The 22,414-nt window shown below is 36.1% G+C and carries 13 protein-coding genes; 12 read left to right on the top strand and 1 reads right to left on the bottom strand.

Translation table 11 applies throughout. The features are described 5' to 3' along the window. Positions 1-218: 218 nt before the first annotated feature. The 8 genes from AC2A1G_RS03790 (at position 219) to AC2A1G_RS03825 (ending at position 10,215) form a co-directional block, all read left to right on the top strand. The gene (locus AC2A1G_RS03790) at positions 219-773 is read left to right on the top strand and encodes a hypothetical protein (protein ID WP_484045625.1); all 555 of its coding nucleotides are present in this window, start codon (positions 219-221) and stop codon (positions 771-773) included. Then, positions 773-1,285, top strand: a complete 513-nt coding sequence (locus AC2A1G_RS03795; RefSeq protein ID WP_484045626.1) for a TlpA family protein disulfide reductase — start codon at positions 773-775, stop codon at positions 1,283-1,285. Before AC2A1G_RS03790 ends, AC2A1G_RS03795 begins: the two co-directional genes overlap by 1 nt. After that, entirely contained in the window at positions 1,272-3,374 is a 2,103-nt protein-coding gene (locus AC2A1G_RS03800) for a peptidase domain-containing ABC transporter (RefSeq protein WP_484045627.1), read from the top strand. Before AC2A1G_RS03795 ends, AC2A1G_RS03800 begins: the two co-directional genes overlap by 14 nt. 96 nt (positions 3,375-3,470) lie before the next feature. Then, complete coding sequence (locus AC2A1G_RS03805; protein WP_484045628.1) at positions 3,471-5,024, top strand: TlpA family protein disulfide reductase; 1,554 nt, start codon at positions 3,471-3,473, stop codon at positions 5,022-5,024. 161 nt (positions 5,025-5,185) lie between these two features. Continuing rightward, positions 5,186-6,592 carry a 23S rRNA (uracil(1939)-C(5))-methyltransferase RlmD gene (gene rlmD, locus AC2A1G_RS03810; protein ID WP_484045629.1) on the top strand — a complete coding sequence of 469 codons (1,407 nt, stop codon included), beginning with the start codon at positions 5,186-5,188 and terminating at the stop codon, positions 6,590-6,592. A 36-nt stretch (positions 6,593-6,628) separates the two neighbouring features. Further along, positions 6,629-9,106, top strand: a complete 2,478-nt coding sequence (locus AC2A1G_RS03815; RefSeq protein ID WP_484045630.1) for a zinc-dependent metalloprotease — start codon at positions 6,629-6,631, stop codon at positions 9,104-9,106. A 1-nt stretch (position 9,107) separates the two neighbouring features. Then, positions 9,108-9,584, top strand: a complete 477-nt coding sequence (locus tag AC2A1G_RS03820; RefSeq protein ID WP_484045631.1) for a DUF6452 family protein — start codon at positions 9,108-9,110, stop codon at positions 9,582-9,584. Then, positions 9,550-10,215 carry a DUF6048 family protein gene (locus AC2A1G_RS03825; protein WP_484045632.1) on the top strand — a complete coding sequence of 222 codons (666 nt, stop codon included), beginning with the start codon at positions 9,550-9,552 and terminating at the stop codon, positions 10,213-10,215. The genes AC2A1G_RS03820 and AC2A1G_RS03825 overlap by 35 nt, the downstream gene beginning before the upstream one ends. Positions 10,216-10,228: 13 nt before the next feature. On the opposite strand, the gene AC2A1G_RS03830 is transcribed toward AC2A1G_RS03825, so the two are convergent. Beyond that, positions 10,229-10,699 (bottom strand): hypothetical protein, encoded by a 471-nt coding sequence (locus AC2A1G_RS03830; protein ID WP_484045633.1) that lies wholly within the window; start codon positions 10,697-10,699, stop codon positions 10,229-10,231. A gap of 123 nt (positions 10,700-10,822) precedes the next feature. On the opposite strand from AC2A1G_RS03830, the gene AC2A1G_RS03835 reads away from it, so the two are divergent. From AC2A1G_RS03835 to AC2A1G_RS03850, 4 genes are all read left to right on the top strand, one after another. Further along, entirely contained in the window at positions 10,823-12,850 is a 2,028-nt protein-coding gene (locus tag AC2A1G_RS03835; protein WP_484045634.1) for a M43 family zinc metalloprotease, read from the top strand. A gap of 181 nt (positions 12,851-13,031) precedes the next feature. Beyond that, positions 13,032-15,080, top strand: a complete 2,049-nt coding sequence (locus AC2A1G_RS03840; RefSeq protein ID WP_484045635.1) for a M43 family zinc metalloprotease — start codon at positions 13,032-13,034, stop codon at positions 15,078-15,080. A gap of 175 nt (positions 15,081-15,255) precedes the next feature. Then, on the top strand, positions 15,256-18,222 hold the full coding sequence (locus tag AC2A1G_RS03845) for a reprolysin-like metallopeptidase (protein WP_484045636.1): 2,967 nt from the start codon (positions 15,256-15,258) through the stop codon (positions 18,220-18,222). Positions 18,223-18,587: 365 nt separating this feature from the next. Then, entirely contained in the window at positions 18,588-22,301 is a 3,714-nt protein-coding gene (locus AC2A1G_RS03850) for a fibronectin type III domain-containing protein (protein ID WP_484045637.1), read from the top strand. Positions 22,302-22,414 lie beyond the last annotated feature (113 nt).

A 22,414-nucleotide genomic window follows, 5' to 3' on the forward strand; every position in this document is an offset into this window, starting at 1 on the left:
AAAATCTACTCTTCAATGTTGGAATAATAATCATTAATAAAAATATTAAAAATTCTTTATATTTTTTAATATTTTGATATAAATGTGGCTGTTTCTTATTTTGATACAGCCATTTTTAAACACTTATTATGAAAAATTTTTCAATATATATAGTTGTAATTCTTCTGTATATCGTACTTACGTATTTGGATAAGAGTTTTATCACAACTAATTCCAAAATGATTGATTTCCTTACAAAAGATTATCCCAGTGAGATTGTGCAAAACTACATGGAAAGTCAGAAGAAATGGTGGTGGGTGTCTTATGCCTTTACGCCATTAATAATTGGTCTTAAAGTATTGTTAGTAGCATTTTGTCTCAATTTCCTTAAATTATTTGAGCTTCCAGATGTCGATAAGATTAAATTTGGGGATTTTGTTTTCTTAGCACTTATTGCAGAGTCTGTTTTTATTATTGCAGCATTTTACAAGTTTGTGAACTTCTATTTTATCCAGACAGATTATACAATTGAAGATCTACAAACTTATTATCCTATCTCTTTGATAAATATAAAGGAATATATTTCAGATGAAAAATGGTTGGCTTATCCTTTACAGCTCGTTAATCTTTTTGAATTATTTTATTGGGGACTTCTTGCATGGGGAGTTAGAGATTTTTTAAATGAAAAAATAAGTTACATAAAATCCTTTGGATTAGTTTGTCTTACCTATGGCGTTGGTCTGATTTTTTGGGTAATGACAGTATGTTTTTTAATTCTAAATGCACAATCTTGATGAAAAAAAATCAATTAAAAACACTTGCGGTGATTATTCCAGTTTCTATCATTGGAATAGTAGTATGTCTGTTTTTTAATTTTCAGCAGAAAAAGGAAAGTATAAAATTACTTGAAACAATCCCTCCGATTAATTTCAAAACAATTGATGACCGAACATTTACTTTAGATAATGTAAAAAGCTCAGTTAAAGTCATAATATATTTTAGCCCTGAATGTCATTTCTGTCATGCGGAAGCTGCGGAATTATATGAAAATATTGAAAAATACAATAAAATGCAATGGATTTGGGTGGCAAGTGAACCAATTGGAGAAACGAAAGTATTTGCACAGAAGTATCACTTAGATAAGGAAGAGAATATTTACTGGTGTCATGATGAAAAAGCAAGCTTTTACAGAAATTTCAAACTGAAAAGTGTGCCCAATTTTTTAGTTTATGACAAAAATAATAGGCTTATAAAACGTAATTCAGGAGCTATAAAACTCGAAAAGCTTTTAGATGATACAAAATAAGAGAATTCAGAAAACTTTTTCCCTCCAAAAAGATCAGACAGACTGTGGCGTGGGTTGTCTTCAGTCTTTGGTAAAATATTATGGTGGAGATGTTTCATTAGAAACTTTACGAGAAAAAAGTGGTACTGCTACATCAGGAACTACACTTTTAGGGTTGTATCAGTGTGCAAAGGAAATAGGTTTTGATGCAGAAGGTTGTGAAGCAGATGTTATTGCTTTGATAGAGCATAATCAACCGGTTATTTTACATGTTATTTTAGAAAATAAGTACGAGCATTATGTGGTTTGTTATTACAGAGATTCTGCTAGAAATAATGAATTTCTTATTGGAGATCCTGCCAAAGGTTTAGAATATTGGAGTGAAGAAAAGTTGGTAGAAGCTTGGCTTACTAAAACCTGTCTTACATTAGAACCAAACGCTAAATTTGAGAAAAAAGAGAAAGCAGTTTCAGATAAGAAAACATGGTTGTATAATTTAGTAAAAGAAGATCAAGAGTCAATATACACCATAATTGTCTTAGGCGTTGTTACCACTTTATTAGGCATGGCAATGTCCATTTTTTCGCAAAAACTTATAGATGATATTCTGCCCAAAAGAAAACTAAATATTCTTTTTTTAAGTATAGGTTTTCTAAGTTTTCTTTTATTAGGCAAAGTTATAATACAAACATTGCGCGATTATTATATTATTAGACAAAGTAAGGAGTTTAACAAGAGAATTAACAAATCATTTTTTAGCTCTTTACTTCATCTCCCCAAATCTTTTTTTGATACAAGAAAAATTGGTGATTTTGTTGCAAGATTAAACGATACCCAAAGAATACAAAATGTAATAAGACATTTGATAACCAATACTGCAGTAGATATTTTAGGAGTTTTTATTTCTATAGGTTTCTTATTTTATTACTCTTGGAAGTTAGCGTTAATCTGTTTGATTATTTCACCTGTTGTTTTTTATATTATTTCCAGATTCAATAAGAAAATTATTGTAGCTCAAAAAGAAGTGATGCACTCTTATAGCATCAATCAGGCAAACTACATAGATAGCATAAGGGGAATAGGTGTAATAAAAGGATTTGGAAAACATGATTTATTCTTAAGAAAAAATCTATTTATTTTTGAGAACTTCCAAAATAAAATATTTGATTTAGGAAAATTAAATATTAAGATTACATTATACTCTGGTTTGGCTTTGGTTGCTTTTCTTGTTGCAATTTTGGGTTTTTCATCCTATCATGTTTTAAGCAAAGAAATTAAAATCGGTGAGCTGATGGCTATCATTGGTATTTCCAGTTCATTATTGGGATCTATTACAAATTTGGCTTTAGTAAGCATTACTATTCAAGAGGCAAAAGTTGCTTTTGACAGAATGTTTGAATATGCATCAATACCAAAGGAAAAATTAGAAGGAATAGAAACTAATGATATTCAAAAAATAGAAATTCGACAGCTGGATTTTAGATTTAAAGGAAGGCGTAAATTGTTAGAAAATATTACTTTAACATTAGAGAAAGGTAAAATCACTTGTCTTTTAGGTGAAAGCGGAAGCGGAAAAACAACATTTACAGAGATTTTGCAGAAAAATTATGAGCAAGAAAGTGGTAGTGTACTAATTAATGATAATGTTTCATTAAAAGAAATTTCTACAGAAGATTGGAGAAATAATATTTCAATCGTTTCACAAGATATACAATTATTTAATATAAGTTTTTTGGAAAACATAACTTTAGAAGAAAATTTTGATAGTAAAAAACTCAATCATATAATTAATTTAGGTTTTGATAAATTTATTAATTCTTTGCCTCAAGGCTTGATGACAATTGTAGGTGAAGAAGGTATAAATTTATCAGGCGGTCAAAAGCAATTGCTAGGCTGGATGAGAGCATTGTATCATAATCCGCAATTCTTAATTTTAGATGAACCAACATCATCATTAGACAAAGACAACAGAGATTTTATTTATCAACTCATTGAAAGAATAAAAAAAGATAAAATAATTTTTGTGATTAGTCACAATTTAGAACATTTAGAAGAAATTTCTGATGAAGTTTTATATTTAAAAGACAGTAAAATTTCAAGAATAAAATAAATTTGTTTTTTTAGTTAAATCTTTCATAAAATAAGTTTAAACAGTATTCTTAGTTGATTTGAAAAACTTATTTTTGCCTAATTATTAAATTCAAAAATGAAGAAATATCTTTTGTTATTTGTCATTGCAATATTTGTAATGTCTTGTTCAAAAAAAGTTGAGATCAAAGGAAAGATCGCAGGAAGTTCTCCACTCGAAAGGATAGAGTTTGTAGAGGCTTCTGGTGTTGCTACTTTACCGTTAACCAACATCGGTTTAGATAAAGATGGAAATTTCACGGGAACTTTTGAAGCTCCTAAAGACGGAATGTACCTGATGAATTACGCAGGAAAGTCTAACCTTATTTTCTTGAAAGGTGGTCAGAATATCAATATTTCAGGGAATTCTGCTACGTTTCCAAACGAATTTACGGTTGCCGGAGATGGTAAAGCGGATAACGAATTTTACCAGGCTTGTCAGAAATTCTTAATGACTTACGGTCAGACGATTGATATTGCGACTTTAAGCAGCGGAACTGAAGATGCTTTCATTAAAGGAATTCAGAAAATTGCAGCAGATTTAAATAAAAACGTTGAAGAAAACGTGAAGAAATTCAATCCTGGAAATGAGGTTGTTGAGTGGAAAAAGAATGATGTAAACACTGCAATTCTTAACGTAATGGCAGGTTACGAAATGTCTAAGAAACAGCAGAATGCAGGAAATCCTTCTTTCAAAGTTTCTAAAGCTTTCACAGATTACGAAAACAAGCTTCAGGAAGATAAAGAAAAAATGGTAACTTCAAGCCCATTCTTCAGACAGTATCTTTTGACAAAAATCAGCATGGATTTCCAAAAATTTGCTGAAGCTAAAGCGAAAGGAAAAACTGACATTTCTACTTCAGAACTTTTCAATGATTTCCTTAAAACTAAGAAAGACCTTTCTCAAACTACCAAAGATTATCTTTTGGCATTCGTGATTGCTCAGTCTGATATGCATTTGGGAACACCTGCAAAAGCTTCAGCGAAGATTTCAGAAATTATCGAAAAAGATATTAAAGACTCTTCAGTAAAAGAAGATCTTAAGAAAATGCAGTTTGCCATCAACGGTGTTAAAATCGGTGAAGTTGCTCCAGATGTAAAATTAACGAAGCAGGATGGTAGCGCATTTAAACTTTCTGATAACGGAGGTAAACCAACTTTGGTAATGTTCTACGCATCATGGAATCCATACTTTGCTGAAGGAACTGCACCAATTGTAAAAGAAGTGGTAAATTTCTATAAAGCTAAAATGAATTTCGTATTCGTAAATCTTGATGATACCAAAGATCAGTTCGCAAAAACAAGCAAAGCAATGTTCAGTGGAGTTGCTGGTACAAATGTTTACGGAGAAGGAGGTCTTAATTCTGATGCTGCTAAAAAATTCGGAATCTATGGTTTCAAACTACCTTGTTTCATCGTTTTAGATAAAACAGGAAAAGTAGCAAGCAGACCATACATGAATCTTGGCGAGCAGGAAATTGTAACTATTCTTGATAAGCAAACAGGATTGTCTGCGCCAATGGCTGCACCAAATCCTCAGCAGCAACAGCAAATGTTAACGCCAGAGCAAATGCAGCAGATGCAGGAAATGGCGGCGCAACAACAGCAACAACAACCTGCTCAGACAAAATAATATAAATTTCAAAATAGATCAAAACCTTGTCTTCGGATAAGGTTTTTTTTATTTGTACTTTTGCAGACTGAAACTGAAAAGTTTCTGAAAGTTTATTAGAAAAAATAGAAATTTTACGGAGATAAAAATAGAATGTTAGATCCGTAGCGATAGAAATTGTTATGAGAAAGAAGAAAGACGTCATTCTTGAGAATATAAAGCTTTTTGCTGCCGGTGCAAAAGGTGTTGCCATTGGAAAAACCGAAGAAGGTAAAACTGTTTTGGTTTCCGGAGCAATCCCAGGCGATGTGGTGAATGCCAGAGTTAAAAAATCAAAGTCAAAATATTACGAGGCAGAAGTAAAGGAAGTCGTTGAGAAATCTCCGTTCAGAGTTGAGCCAAAATGTATTCACTTCGGTGTGTGTGGCGGTTGCAAATGGCAAAATATGAGTTATGAAAAACAGCTTGAAATTAAGCAGGAAGAGGTTTATAACAATATTAAAAGAATTGGCGGTATTGAAAACTTTGAAACCGTTCCTATTTTAGGTGCTGAAGAACAGTATTTCTACAGAAATAAAATGGAATTTTCTTTCTCAAACGCACGCTGGCTCACACAGTACGAAATCAGTTCAGAAGAAAATTTCGGAAGCAGAGATGCTTTAGGATTTCATATTCCGGGCATGTGGAGCAAGATTTTGGATTTAAAGGAATGCTGGCTGCAGGAAGATCCGTCCAATGCAATCCGTTTGGCGGTGAAGAAATTTGCTGAGAACAAAGGACTTGATTTTTTTGATGTTAAAATTCAGAAAGGTTTCCTGAGAACTTTGATGATGAGACAAAACTCTAAAGGTGAATGGATGGTTTTATTCCAGCTTCACAGAGAAGAAAGAGAAAACCGCATCGAGCTGTTTGATTTTCTTTTGGAGCAGTTCCCGCAGATTAAAACTTTGGTGTATGCCATCAATCCAAAACAGAACGATTCCATTTATGATTTAGATGTGAAAACTTATTTCGGGGAAGGTTTCTTAATGGAAGAAATGGATGGTTTGAAATTTAAAATCGGACCTAAATCATTCTTCCAGACGAATTATAAGCAAGCCTTAGAATTATATAGAAAGACACTCGAATTTGCTGATCTGAAAGGTGATGAAGTCGTTTACGATTTGTACACCGGAACAGGAACCATCGCTCAATACGTTGCAAGAAATGCAAAACATGTTATCGGCATCGAATCTGTACAGGAAGCCATCGATGCAGCCATTGAGCATGCTGAACTGAACGGCTTAACCAACACAACGTTCTACTGTGGAGATATGAAAAACGTTTTCAACGACGAGTTTTTAGAAAACCACCCACCGGCAGATGTATTAATTACCGATCCGCCAAGAGACGGAATGCACCAGAAAGTGGTAGAGCAGATTTTAAAATTAGCTCCTAAAAAAGTGGTGTATGTAAGCTGTAATTCGGCTACTCAGGCAAGAGATTTAGCTTTGATGAAAGAGGATTATGATGTCGTAAAGATTCTTCCAGTAGATATGTTCCCGCAGACGCACCACGTGGAGAATATTGCTTTACTTATCAAGAAATAATTGCTTAATTTTGAAATTATAAATTTTAAGAACTGAATGAAAAACGTGAAAAACATAAGCTTAGCAATGGCTGCCGCTGCAATGATGTTGTCAACGCAGACTTTATTTGCTCAGGAAAAAGATTCTGCCACTACAAAAAAAGAACCGGCTGCTGCTGGTGCGAAAAAGGAAGATGAAAAGAAGAAATCTCCGATAAAGCCTTATAAAGAAATCATCACAGATAAAGCGGTTTCCGACGACGGCGTTTTCACAGTTCATAAAGTTGACGATAAATATTACTTTGAAATTCCGGATTCTGTACTGAAAAAAGAGTTTCTTTTGGTAACAAGATTAACCAAAGCCGCTGCAGGAATGCGTTCCGGAATGTCCGGTTATGCAGGTGATCAAATTGGGCAGCAGGTTGTCGCTTTCGAAAGAGGTCCGAAAGACAAAATTCTTTTGAGATCGATTTCCTTCGTAGATTATGCGAAAGATTCTACTTCAGCTATGTACAATTCGGTAACGAGAAACAACGTTCAGTCGATTATCAAATCTTTTGACGTAAAAACGTACGGAGTCAACAAAAAGACAACAGTAATTGAGGTAACGGATGTTTTGAATGCCGACACCGAGCTCACATCGTTTTCCGTTTGGGCAAAAGACGCTTTCCGCGTAGGAGCTTTTCAGAAAGATATGTCTTTCGTTAATTTTGTGAAATCTTATCCTACAAATATTGAAATTAATACCACTAAAACTTTCGCAAGAACTTTAGGCAAATTACCGCCGGAACTGGCAAAAGATGCTCCTAAAATCAGCGGAAATTATACAGTGGAAGTGAACTCTTCATTCGTTCTCCTTCCTGAAAACAAAATGCAGGCAAGATATTTTGACCCGAGAGTTGGATATTTTGCTGTTGGATACACAGATTTCGATTTGGATCCTCAAGGTGTGAAGAAAGTTTCTTTAGTTAAAAGATGGAGACTTGAGCCTAAGCCTCAGGATCTGGAAAAATATAAAAAAGGTGAATTGGTAGAGCCAGCGAAACCTATCGTATTTTACATCGATCCTGCAACTCCTAAAAAATGGGTTCCTTATTTAATGCAGGGTGTGAATGACTGGCAAAAAGCTTTCGAAAAGGCAGGTTTCAAAAATGCTATCGTTGCAAAAGTTCCTGATTTAAAAACAAATCCCGACTGGAGCCTTGAAGATGCAAGATTTTCTGCGATTGTTTACAAACCATCAGATGTTCCCAATGCTTCCGGACCATCAATTTCAGATCCGAGAACTGGTGAAATTTTGGAAAGTCATATCAACTGGTATCACAACGTGATGTTGTTGCTGAGAAACTGGTACTTTGTACAAGCCTCTCCGAACGATCCGAGAGCGAGAATGGTGGATTTCGATGATAAACTGATGGGAGAACTGATCAGATTCGTTTCTTCTCACGAGGTTGGTCACACTTTAGGTTTAAGACACAATTATGGTTCAAGTTCGACAGTTCCTGTTGAAAAACTGAGAGATAAAAAATGGGTTGAAAAAAATGGTCACACACCATCAATCATGGATTATGCAAGATTTAATTATGTTGCACAGCCGGAAGACAACATCGGCGATGCGGGAATCATGCCTAGAATTGGTGACTATGATGACTGGGCAATTGAATGGGGTTACAGAAGATTTAATGAATATAAAACTCCTGAAGCTGAAAAGGAATTTTTAAATAAATGGGTCATCAAAAACCTTAAAAACGAAAGACTTTGGTTTGGAACAGAAATGAATCCTTTTGATCCGAGATCTCAGAGCGAACAGGTAGGTGATAACGCCATGATTGCAAGCACTTATGGAATTAAAAACCTGAAAAGAATAGTTGATAATCTTGAAAAATGGACTGAAAAACCAAATGAAGATTACGATAACTTAGGAATGATGTATGATCAGGTCGTAACTCAGTTGAAGAGATATTCCGGTCACGTTTCAAAATACATCGGTGGTGAAATGGAAACGCCTAAAAATGTAGAGCAGTCGGGAGCGGTTTACGAACCGGTTTCTAAAAAAGACCAAAAGGAAGCGATGAAGTTTTTAGATGAAAATATTTTCACGACGCCAAACTGGTTGATTAAAAAAGAAATTTTCGAAAAAACAGGAAAAACACCTGCGGGAACAGTTTCGGATGTACAAAACGCAGTTCTGGCAAGAATTTTAAGCCCGATGGTTTTACAGAAAATGGCTCAGATGGAAACAGTTGATCCAAAAACGTACACTTTAATCGAACTGTTTTCAGATTTAAATACTTCAATTATCAGAAAAGATAATCCTGATGTTTATGTGAGAAATCTTCAGAGAAGCTATGTAGATCAGCAGATAAAACTGGCAGATTCAAAATCTTTCGATAAAACTGATGTTTCGGCAATTGCAAGAGGAAATTTAAATTCAATTAAAAAAGAACTGGCAGCAAAAACAGATTCAAATACGGTAAATAAATACCATTACGAAGATTTGGTTTTCAGAATAGAAAAAGCGCTAGACCCAAAATAAAATGAAGCAGTTTTTAAAATATACATTCCTTATTTTTTGTCTCGGAACTGCTGTAAGTTGCGGTGGTGACGACGATATCTGCGAAAGCGGTGAAGGAACACCGAGAATGAAGGTGAGATTCAGAAACGTCGGGGGCCAGCTGAGAACAGTTGACTCTCTTTATCTGAGAGTAGACTACGGAACGCGCGTAGTGGATTTTGGCAGAACAACAAACGCAGATTCGCTTTTAATTCCTTTAAGAGTAGACGATGCACCCTATACAGATATGTATTTCAAGACCAGAAGAGCGGAAGCGGAATCTAAGGTCAGAGTAAATTATACCACGACTGCGACCTATGTTTCTCCCGGATGCGGTGTAAAAAAAACGTATCAGAATGTGAATTCACAGCTTATAACTCCCGGAAAGGTACTGGAAGTGGCAAACGGACAAAACTTTATTGAAAATGAAGACAAGACTAATCTTTTCCTTACTTTTTAGTGCAATCGCACTGCAGTTTTCTGCACAAAACAAAAAGGAAGAAGAAGTAAAAGAAAAATGGAAATACGAACCCAACTTTATGGTGGGTGTGGATGTATTGAATACCACAGTTTCGTTTTTCTCGGACCGCCAGCTTTTTCAGGGTTTTATTTCATCAAAAGTAAAAGGAAATACCCACGCCATTATTGAAGCAGGTTTTGAAAAAAATGTATATCAGAAAAATGGCTACGATGCAGCAGTAAATGGTCCGTTTGCAAAAATTGGTGCATTTTATATGTTGGCAGTAGATAAAGAAAACGAATTTAATGGTTTTTATGCCGGAGGAAAAGTTGCAGGATCGTTTTACAATCAGGAATATAAGGCGATTCCTGTAAGAGGTTTCGGCGGAAGTTCTGCAAGTGTTTCTATGCCTGCATCATCACAGTCTTCATTTTGGCTTGAAGGAATAATAGGAGGCAGGGTTCAGCTTTTTGGATCCCATTTTTTCATTGATGTCAATATGCAGCCAAGATATCTTGTTGCTACATCAAAACAGGATGAGGTGGAGCCGATGATTGTTCCGGGATTTGGTAGAAGTTCAAATAAATTCAATATGGGCTTCTCCTGGAGTCTGGCTTATCAATTTAAATAAAAAAAAGGTGAAATTATTTTTCACCTTTTTTATTTTCTATTGCATTTCTAATTTCTTGATAAAGATCTGCAACTTGCTGGGGAGGATTTCCTGAATCAAAATCTGATGAACTGTATGTTTTGCCATCTTTTTCAATACTGATGACAGAAGACAATGCAGCATCACTGTATCTTTTGGTGGTTGGAGACTTGTAAGAGTCTATTTCTTCAAGATTTATCTGAGCAATTTTGCCCGAAATTATTTTCCAACTCTCAGAAGATATGCTTTTATTAGTCATATTACCGTTCATATCAGTCTCAATTTTAGTCGGAGTGATGGTGAATAATCTATTGGTACCACGAGTCTTTTCAGACAACGAAATTCTTTGAACAGAGAGTTTTCCTACCACAGTTTTGTCTTCATTCATCGTGCTTCCGGTAGTTTTGGTTGTATTGCAGTTAATTAAAGTAAATAAACTTATAGCCAATGCAAAATGTAATTTCATTTTAAATTTTTTGTAAAAATACACTAATAATAATGCCATATTTTTATTTTTTCTAATTTTTTTTATTAAATATTTATACAAATTCCAATTTTGAATTATATTTGTAGTAAAAATAGAATCTACATGAATATAAAATCTACAATCTTCAAAACGGCAGTTTTATTTGCTTTTTATGGTGGCGGAATGCTTTTCGGTCAATCTGTAAAAGGGGATAAGCACGCTGAGTTTTCACATCCTTCTGCTGAAGAATTATCAAAGTCTGGGGGCATAGAAAGATGTTCATCTACCGAATATGAAGCGTTTTTGCAAAAACATTTTCCAGGCAGAATGACTGCAGAACAATTTGAGGCGTGGCTTGCACCCTTAATTGAAAAAGAAAGAAATAATAAATCTCAGAACGGAAACATAGTGACTATCCCTGTGGTAGTACATGTTATTCATGCCGGTCAGGCTTATGGTACTGCACCTAATATTATTGATGAACAGGTTATTTCTCAGATTACGGTAATGAATCAGGATTTTAGAAGACTTGCAGGTACACCTGGTTTTAATAGTAATGCTGTGGGAGCTGATACCCAGATTCAGTTTGCTTTGGCGAAATCAGATCCGGCTGGTAACCCTACCAATGGTATCAATAGAGTAAATCTTTGTCAGGCGAGCTGGTCTCAGGCTCAGATAAATTCATTTGTAAAACCTGAAACTATTTGGGATCCTACACAGTATATGAATATGTGGAGTGTACAGTTTACAAGTACATCACTTCTCGGCTATGCTCAGTTCCCTTCCGGTTCTGGATTAGGCGGGCTTGATCCTGTGGGCGGAGAGGCTTACACAGATGGAGTAGTTGCCAATTATGCTACTTTTGGAAGCAGTGATTTCAGCAACTCAACTACAGGGCCGTTTTTGTTAGGTGCACCGTACGACAAAGGACGTACAATGACTCATGAGGTTGGTCACTTTCTTGGTTTAAGACATATTTGGGGAGATAATGCTTCTTGTGTAGTGAATGCTACAGATAGTAATAAAGATTATTGCCCTGATACACCGGCAGCAGCAGCAGCCAATTATAATTGTGTAACGATAGATACGTGTCCGGCAGCTACAGGAAATGATATGGTTCAGAATTATATGGATTATACTAATGATACCTGTATGAATATCTATACAATTAATCAAAAGGATAGAATTACTGCCGTAATGAATAATTCTCCGAGAAGACTTGAATTAAAGACTTCTACAAAAGATGTTGCAATTCCGTTGTTTCCAAATGATGCAGAAGTTAAATTAGAGAGAGATTGTACAACTTTAAGCTGTGCTACAACAACTGCTCAAAGTGTCAAAGTATCTCTTTATAACAGAGGAAATACTACAATGACGTCAGCAGTTATTACTTATTCTGTTAACAATCTATCACAAACTTTCAACTGGACTGGAAGCCTTGCTCAGGATAAGTACGCTATCGTTACTTTGCCAATGCCTACTACTGCTTCTGGTGGATATATGAATATTACAGTAACTACAGTAAATGGAGTTGCAGATCAAAGGGCATCAAACAGCAATATATTTGTTAATTACATGGGTGCTCCTACCAGATTAAATGAAAGTGTGGTCTTTAATCTTCAGAGAGATCAATATGGAAGTGAAACTTCCTGGACTCTTAAAAACAGTGGTGGTGTAACAGTGTACAGCGGAGGGCCATATACAGATCAGGCAAATCCGCCATTAATTACTCAAAACTGGACTTTGAATGCCAATGAATGTTACACTTTTGTGATCTCAGATTCTTATGGCGACGGTCTTTATCCTTATGGGGGTTATTATAATATCCAATCTACTACTGGATCTACTTTGGTAACAGGATCTCATTTCGCATCCAGCCAGACTAAATATTTCAAAATACAGACACTTGGTACATCCGAGGCTACAAAAAATACTTTCAGCATTTATCCTAATCCTGCTACTGATGTCTTGAATATTAAAAACGTTTCCGATAAAGCTACATTTGAAATTCATAATGCAGTTGGGCAGCTTGTAAAAGCCGGAAATATTGAAAATGCACAGGTAAATGTTGCAGATTTTGTAAAAGGTGTTTATGTAATTACTGTAAATGATAAAAATCTTACAGAGAGATTGAAATTTATAAAAAAATAAATTTAAAATCAGATCATTATAAAACCTCCTCCCGGAGGTTTTTTTATTTAATAATTCTATCAGAATTTGGAGATTTTAATGATAAGTATCGATTGATTTCACTAATATTTTGATAGTTTTGGTGTTTTAGCTATAAAAAAATCGTATTTTTGAAGCTTCAATTTTAAAGATAATTTATAATATGAGTAGTAAAATTACATTTAAAGTATCTCTTTTACTTTCTGTGTTATTGGTTTGTTCAGTTTTTGGTCAAAGACTTTCAAAACAAAATGGTGAAGATCAGATTGTATTTGGCAAAACCTACACAATAGAAGATTTAAAGAAGATGAATGGGTTTATTAGATGTGCTTCTACAGAGTACGAAACTATGTTGCAGAAGAAAGACCCTAAAAGAATGACAGATGAGCAGTTTGAATCTTGGATTGCTCCTTTGATAGAAAATGCTAAGGCAAATAAATCTCAAAATGGAGGTATTGTAACTATTCCCGTGGTAGTACACGTTATTCACAACGGGCAGGCTTTAGGTGCAGCACCGAATATTACAGACAATCAGGTTATTTCACAAATTACAGTAATGAACCAGGATTTCAGAAAAATGACTGGTACTCCTGGTTTTAATACTAATGCTGTAGGAGCAGATACAATGATTCAGTTTGCGTTGGCAAAAGTAGATCCTAACGGAAATCCTACCAATGGAATTAACCGTGTCAATATGTGTAAAGCATTTTGGGAAACTGATGAAGTTGATGCTATCGTAAAACCTGCTACTATCTGGAATCCTGCTCAGTATATGAATATGTGGAGTGTGCAGCTAGGAGGTGGTAGTGCAGGGATCCTTGGTTACGCACAGTTTCCTTCAAACTCAGGTTTGGCTGGTATGAATGCAAACGGTGGAGCTGCCAATACAGATGGTGTGGTTGCTAATTATGCAACTTTTGGGAGTTCTGCTTTTAATGATGGAACATTCTTGTTGAGTGCACCATATGATAAGGGTAGAACAATGACTCATGAGGTAGGTCACTTTTTAGGTCTAAGACATATATGGGGTGATGCAACTTGTGGTACAGACTATTGTGCTGATACACCAACTGCACATACTTCAAACTACACATGTAATCCCAATATCGCAAGTTGTACAAGTACGAGTGTTTTTGAAATGGTTCAAAATTATATGGATTACACCAATGACACGTGTATGAACATATTTACTGTTGATCAGAAATCCAGAATAACTGCAGTAATGAACAATTCGCCGAGAAGAGTAGAACTCAAAACTTCTACAAAAGATGTTGCAATTCCATTATTTCCAAATGATGCTGAGCTGAAAGCAGAAAAGATCTGTAGCTCGGCAACAACTTGTGGTGGTACGGCTCCTGTTACTTTTCCGTTTAGTTTATACAACAGAGGTACAGCGAATCTTACATCTGCAGTAATTACCTACACTGTAAGCGGTGGTCCTGCACAAACTTTTAACTGGACAGGAAATCTTGCTCAGGATAAGTATGCTATTATTTCATTTGCGGGGACTGAAACCTCTATAATTTCTGCACAGATAACATCAGTAAATGGTACTTCTGATGCTAGAGCGACTAATAATAGTGCATTTTCAGCGGTTGGAAACTTTACAACGACACCTGCGGCTACCACAGCGGTAACTTTCACACTTCAGCCTGACTTCTACGGTACAGAAACTACATGGACATTGAAAAACAGTGCTGGAACTACTTTGTATTCTGGAGGACCATACTTGGATGGTGTTGCTTCGGGTACTCAAATCGTATCATTGCCTGCTTTGGTTACACAGACCTGGAATTTAGTGCCGGATTGTTATGTATTTACAATCAATGATAGTTATGGAGATGGTATAGAATTGTATGGATATTATAATGTGCAGGATGCTGTTGGAAATGTATTGATTTCTGAAGGATCTGTTGATTTTGGTTCTACTCAATCTAAAGCGTTCAAAATATTGGTTTTAAATACTAAAGAAGCAAATGGTTCAGTAAAAAGCGATATTCAAATATATCCGAACCCTGTAACAGAAATTCTTAATGTAACTAAAGTTTCAGACAAAGCTACATTTGAAATTCATAATGCAGTTGGTCAGCTTGTAAAATCCGGTAAAATTGAAAACGGACAAGTAAGAGTAGCCGATTTTGTAAAAGGTACTTATGTGATTACTGTAAAAGATAAAAATCTTACAGAAACACTTAAGTTTATAAAAAAGTAAAGATCATTTTTTGATTTATTGAAAACCTCTGGCTTTCCAGAGGTTTTTTTGGTTTAAGTATGTAGCTAATGTATGTATAAAATGTTAAATTCATAATTCTTATACATGAATTGTATGATAATGCTTACATTTGGAGGTTAAAAGTTTACAAATAATTCAAAAATAGTTCATTTTCATGAAAAAACTTATTACTGCTTTATTTTTAAGTACTGTCGGTAGTTTTGCTTTCGGACAGTGGTCTCCAGTCAATCAGAAGAGAGGCATGGTATCAGATCCTATGCAAGCAGAATATAAACTTGATATTGCGAAAATCAAGAGCCAGCTTAAAAATGCTCAAGAAACAGGATTGGGTGCCAAGCCTGTAGAAATTATACTTCCTACACTTCGTGGGAAAATGGAAAGATTTGCTGTCTACAGTTTTCCTGTAGTGGTAAAAGAGCTTGCTGAACAATACGATTTAGGCTCTTATGTGGGAGTCGGAATTGATGATCCATCAAAATCTGTAAGATTTTCACTTGCTCCTAATGATTTTCAATCGATGATGATTGGAGGATCTGGCGAATATGAATTTATTGACCCTTTAGCTACGGATAAATCTACATACAGAGTACATCCGAAGTCTAAAGCTACAGGCACTAAAAGTTTTATTTGCAGTACAGATGAAGGTTTGGGGGCTGTGAAGCAAATCGAAGAGATGGCGAAAAAAGGAAGTTCTTTCAATAACCAATTTTCAGATTTCTCTAAGATGTCAGACAAAAAATACCGAACAATGAGATTGGCAATGTCTGTAACGGGTGAGTATACAACATTCCACGGTGGTACTGTTGCTGGTGCATTGGCGGCAATTAATGCTACTATGACAAGGGTGAATTTTGTTTTTGAAAAAGATTTTGCATTGCATTTAAATTTACAGAATTATCCTAATGTTATTTATACCAACGCTGCAACAGACCCTTATCAGGATGCTGCTACAGGAGCTCAAGGTGGATGGAATCTAGAATTGCAGACTACACTTACAGCAAATGTAGGAAATAATAATTATGATGTTGGTCACCTTTTTGGTGCTTCCGGCGGAGGAGGTAATGCTGGCTGTATTGGTTGTGTGTGTGTAAATCCTACAACAGCAGTACCTAAAGGTAAGGGTTCCGGATATACATCTCCAGCGAATTCTATTCCACAGGGAGATACTTTTGATATAGATTACGTAGCTCATGAGCTTGGCCATCAATTGGGTGCAAACCATACATTTACAACAGGATATGAAGGTTCAGGTGTAAATATGGAGCCGGGATCTGGTTCTACAATTATGGGATATGCAGGGATTACGGGTGCTACTACAGATGTACAGGCAAATTCAGATGCGTATTTCCACAAGGGTAGTATTACTCAAGTGCAGACAAATTTAAATACTAAAGCGTGTGACGTAGAGACTTCGGTTGCCAATGACCCACCTGTAATTGCAGCTTTACCGGCTTATACAATTCCGAAAGGAACGGCGTTTGTTCTTACAGCATCTGCTACAGATGCTCAAAACGACCCAATGACTTATACTTGGGAGCAGGTGAACAGTATTACTGCTACAACTCAGTTGATTAACAAGACTAATCTGGGAACCACTACTTTTGGTCCTTCTTTCAGGTCATTCACACCTACTGCAAGCCCAATAAGGTATTTTCCTAAGTTAGCATCTGTACTTAATGGTGTCTTAGACAACTCAAATGACGGTTGGGAATCTGTACCAATGGTTGCAAGAACAATGAAGTTCGCTGTTACCGTAAGAGACAATAATCCTGCAACTACACAGCAACAGACTTCATTTGCTGAACAGGATATTACTGTTGGTGCTGATGGTCCTTTCAAATTGACTACAGGCACATATTTATATAGTAATGCTGCAAATGCAGTAACTTGGGATGTTGCAAATACGGCAGGAGGAGCTTATAACTCACCGAATGTTAAAATAGATTATTCTGCAGATAACGGTTTAACCTGGACGGTGCTTTTAGCATCAACAGCTAATGACGGAACAGAATCTATTGCTGCATTCCCCGCAGCATTGAATGGCCAGAATGTCGCTTTGAGAATTTCTTCAATAGGGAACGTTTTCTATGCACTAAAGAAAATGACTGTTGCTGCACAAGCGGTATGCGGTGCTGCAATTACGGGAGTTTCAGTGTCAAATATTAGTGCTTCTCAGGCTACAGTTACTTGGCCGGCAGTAAGTGGTGCTGTCTCATACGTTATTCGTTATAAGAAAACAAGTGAAACGGTTTGGCAGCAAACAACTTCTACGACAAATACGGTAGGACTTTCAGGTCTTGCTGAAGCTTCAGCTTACGAAGTACAGGTTGCGGCAGTTTGTACCACACAGGGACCATTTTCTGCAAGTACTAATTTTAGTACAATTACTTTATCTTATTGTACAGCAACAGCAACAAACACAGTGCAATATGAATATATTTCAAATGTTACACTTAGTTACAATGCTGTGGCTTTGATGAGCAATACATCAGGTCCTTCAAATTATACCAACTACAGTACAAATACTTTACTTCAGCCGAGCTTAGCAACAGGTAATACTTATGGATTATCGATTACGGTTACGGATCCGGATTATGATACTGCAGTTGTATTTATAGACTTTAATAACAATGGTATTTTTGAAAATAGTGAAAGAGTTTTAAATTATCCTGTTGCAGTGCCATTGTCGCCAATCACAGGAACTTTCACCGTACCTGCAACTGCTGCAGTTAATACATCACTCAGAATGAGAGTTATCCTTGCGTATTACGGATCTACAAATGCTGGTGGGTCTTTAGGTTCTACTTTTGCAGGATGTGGTACTTGGGGATATGGTGAGATTGAAGATTACACTGTGAAAATACCTGTACTTAGCACTGATGAAACTTCATTAATTAAAAATAACGTTCAGATTTATCCTAATCCTGCAACTGATGTCTTAAATATTACAAAAGTATCAGCTAATGCAAAATATGAGATCTACAGTGCAGTTGGGCAATTGGTTAAATCAGGAGTTATTAATGATAATCAAGTAAGAGTAGCCGAATTGGTGAAAGGTACATATTTGATTACAATTAAAGATAAAGAACTTACAGAGACCTTTAAGTTTATAAAAAAGTAAATTTTCTCTAAAATTATTTAAAACCTCAGAAATTTCTGAGGTTTTTTGTTTTGAAATATTCTGATTAAAACTTTTGAAATGCTTGTGTATTCGTACTTTAATAAAAATATAATTTATTATTCGAGTATTATTTACTGATTTTGGTAAAATTTTCATAAAAAAATATATTTAAATTTTATGATAGTCATTAAAAATGTTTAGATTTGTATTTAATATAAAATTTTATAGCCTATGGAAAAAACTTTTACACTTTATCTGTCAGTACAGTTTTGCATTGTCTCGAAAAAAGCACTTTGTATTGATGAAGAATTCATTAACAATAAGGATATACTGATATCCGCTAATATTTAAAATATTCCTAAAATATGAAAAGAATATTACTATTTTTTACCTTTTTGCTAGCATTTATGCCCAAACTTTCGGGACAGACTTGGCAGATTGGAGCCGGTACTGCTACTTCAAGCAATCTTCCGGTATACTCTTGTTTTGGATACAACTATTCACAGCAATTGTACAAGGCTTCCGAGCTTACAACAGCTTTAGGTACCAACACTGTAATTACAAAAGTAAAATTTTTTGTAAGTGAAACCGCTGCTACTCAAGCCAACTACAATCAATGGGTGGTTTATATGGGTAATACAAACAAGACCGCATTTGCATCAACAACGGATTGGGTTCCACTTGCCTCAATGACTTCGGTTTATAGCGGAACATTACCTAATATGACTGCGGGAACTTGGGTTGACATTCCTTTAAGTACACCTTTTGTATGGAATGGTACAGACAACCTTGTAATTGCTGTAGATGAAAATGCCGCAAACTGGTCATGTACTGCTACCTGGGGAGCATATACATCAACAACGAACAGCGGGATCTACTATTATAGTGATGGTACAAATCCCAACCCGGCTTCTCCTCCAACAGCGAGCAGCAGGGTAGGGTCTATACCTCGACTACAATTTAATGGTGATACTCCATCAACCTGTCCATATCCTACAGGTGTAACTGTTGGAACGGTAACGGCAGCTTCAGCTCAGGTAAGCTGGACGGCACCAACTCCTGTACCTGTAAACGGTTATGATGTTTATTACAATACTACAGGAACTCCACCTACAAGCGCAACAGTTTTAAATGCAACAAACTCTGTACAGACAAATGCTACCAGTGTAGTAATTCCTGGCTTGGCTGGTTCTACAACATACTCCGTTTGGGTAAGAGCAAAATGTGCATCAGGACAGAGTATCTGGATGCCGGCATCGTCATTCACAACGCTTTGTGTTGCTGTAACTGTGCTTCCTTGGACAGAAAATTTTGATGCAATGACTGGCTTAGGAGCAGCAGTTCTTCCTTCTTGTTGGAAAAACGTGACAGGTACAAGTGCCTGGACTTCTTCAAATGCTACAGCTTCTACGACCTCTCCTGGTCCAAGATCTACACCAAACTATGTAAGAATCCAATATGGTAATACAACTGCAAGCCAGCTCTGGACTCCAGGTTTTACTTTAACAGCAGGTGTGACCTATGAATATTCATTTTACTATCATACTGGTGGTACTGGTTCTTCAAATGTAGGATATACCGGTAATGTTTTAGTGAACACATCGCAGTCATCTACCGGAGCAACTAATTTAGGAGGCTTTATAACTGCCACTCAGGGAACTAACAGTTATACACAGCATAAAGTGTACTTTACTCCAACAGTTTCAGCTACTTATAATTTTGCTGTAAATGTATCATCTACAGGTGCTCCTTGGTACTTAGGTGTTGATGATTTCAAATTGAGAGTAGCACCAACTTGTTTAGATCCTCAAGGATTTACGGTAACAAATACTACTACTACAAGTACTACTGTACAGTGGACGGTACCAGCTACTGCACCGGCAAATGGATATGATATCTATTACGCTACAAACCCTGCAACTCCGCTTGCAACGGTTACTCCTCAGTATGTTGGGGTTGCTGGTCCTACTCAATTAATTAGCCCTCTTATTCCAAGTACAACCTATTATATCTGGATCAGAGCAAAATGTAGTGCTACAGATATTGGTGACTGGACGGGACCACTTCAAATATATACAAACTATTGTGTGCCTGCTGGTGGATCTTCATCTACTACGTATTATCTAAATAATATCAATACCGGAACAACAGGTTTTACAAACATAGCTTACACAGCAAATTCTTATAGTGCCTATGTAAATAATTCCGCCCAAAGTTTCTCTGTATTGCCAGGAAATTCTGTAACTGTAAATTTGGCGACACCTTCCGGAACGCATTATTATCATGCTTGGGTGGATTGGAACCAAAACATGGTATTTGATTCAAATGAAAGTGTATATACTCCAACGGGATACCTTACTTCAGTATCATTTCCGATAAGCTCAGTGGGTAGACCCTCTGGTTCTTATAGAGTAAGATTTGCTTCAAATTGGTTGGGTGCTGTTACTCCTTGTGGACCTGCAGCTTATGGAAACTATGTTGATTATACATTTATAATCAGACCATGTTCAACCACAGCTCCTACAAACGTAAATGTTACAAATATCAATCATATTTCTGCGCAGGTAAATTGGACTCAATCACCAGATAACTTAAGTTACAAAGTATATTGGAGAGAAGCAGGATTAACGACATGGCCAAACTCTTCACCGGTTTTAAATCCTCCAACTACATCTTTTGTAATAAATACTGGTTTACAGCCGGCTAAGAATTATGAAGTGAAAGTTGTAGCGCTTTGTAATGCTAATGAAGGTGCGGCACCTTCAGTTCCATTCTCTACAACTTGTGACCCTACACCTCCAAACGTTGTTGTAAGCAATGTAACTTCAAATTCTGCATTGGCGACTTGGGGGCCTTTAGTGATTAGTGCTGTGTACGAAATCAGATGGAGAGAAGTGGGTACACCAGGTTGGTTTACTCCGCAGACTACAGGTGGAACTACTCCTCAGCCTCCATTGAACAGTTATTTAATGCAAGGTTTAGAGTCTTATAAAACCTATGAGGTACAGGTTAGAACTATATGTGTAGGTTCAACTACAGGAAACCCTTGGTCTAATCCACAGGTGTTTACCACTGTAAGAGTTTGTTCTATTCCGCCTCCGGGATTAACGATTACTCAACTGAACCCTACAAGTGCTGAAGTAACTTGGGAACCTTATACAGGTACCGGTGCTACAAACAGCTATATCTTAAGATACAGAAAAGTAGGAATTCCTAGCTGGACAACTATTAATGTTAATAACGCCAATACGTATACTATTAATGGTTTATTAGAATTGACTAAATACGAAATGCAGGTTGCGAATGTTTGTACTGGTACTCCGGGTAACTTTACTCCGCTTTACTATTTCACAACTCCTACTGTAACATATTGCCAAACAGGAGGAACTCCTGGAGGACCAGATTATATCAACAAAGTTACAGTAACTCCTCTTCAGGGTGCAGCATTTGCGAATCCATCTGTTAATCTTGGATACCAATACTATACAACTGACCCAGACAATAAGGAGATTGTTTTGGTTCAGGGAAGCCAGGGTAACGTTGTTAAAATTGATAAAACTTCATCTTCTGGTTCTAATACAGGTGTAGCAGTTTGGATTGACTTCAACAGAAACGGATATTTTGATATCAACGAAAAAATCCTTTCAAACGGACCCAACAGTGCAGATACTGCAAGTGCAGCATTTACAGTTCCTGATGATGCTTTCGTAAGTTTAACAGATTATAAGTATGTTATGATGAGAGTAGCAATGCAAAAAGACGGTATCCCTGTGAACTGTACTAATTTTGCAAACGGTGAAGTTGAAGATTATCGTGTAAGAATCGTTAAGCAGGCTGTTGTAAATCCTCTTAACCAAACTGACATTATGATTTACCCTAACCCGGTAGCGACTGTACTGAACGTGAAAAACATTAGCAAAAAAGCTAATTACAAAATCTACAGCTCAGCAGGTCAGTTAATCTCAGATGGATTGATCCTGAACAATAAGATTGACGTTAGCAGATTGATCAACGGACTTTACGTGATTGAATTGGTTGATGGCGACAAAACAGTTCAGAAGAAATTTATTAAAGAATAATAAATTAAATTTAAATAGAATAAGCTCTCAGAAATGGGAGCTTATTTTTTTTGATAGGATATGTAAAAGTCCCAAAGGGACGCCTTAACAAAGGATAGGATGCAATCCTATCA

Source organism: Chryseobacterium sp. HNCC26DJ240, from assembly GCF_057180485.1.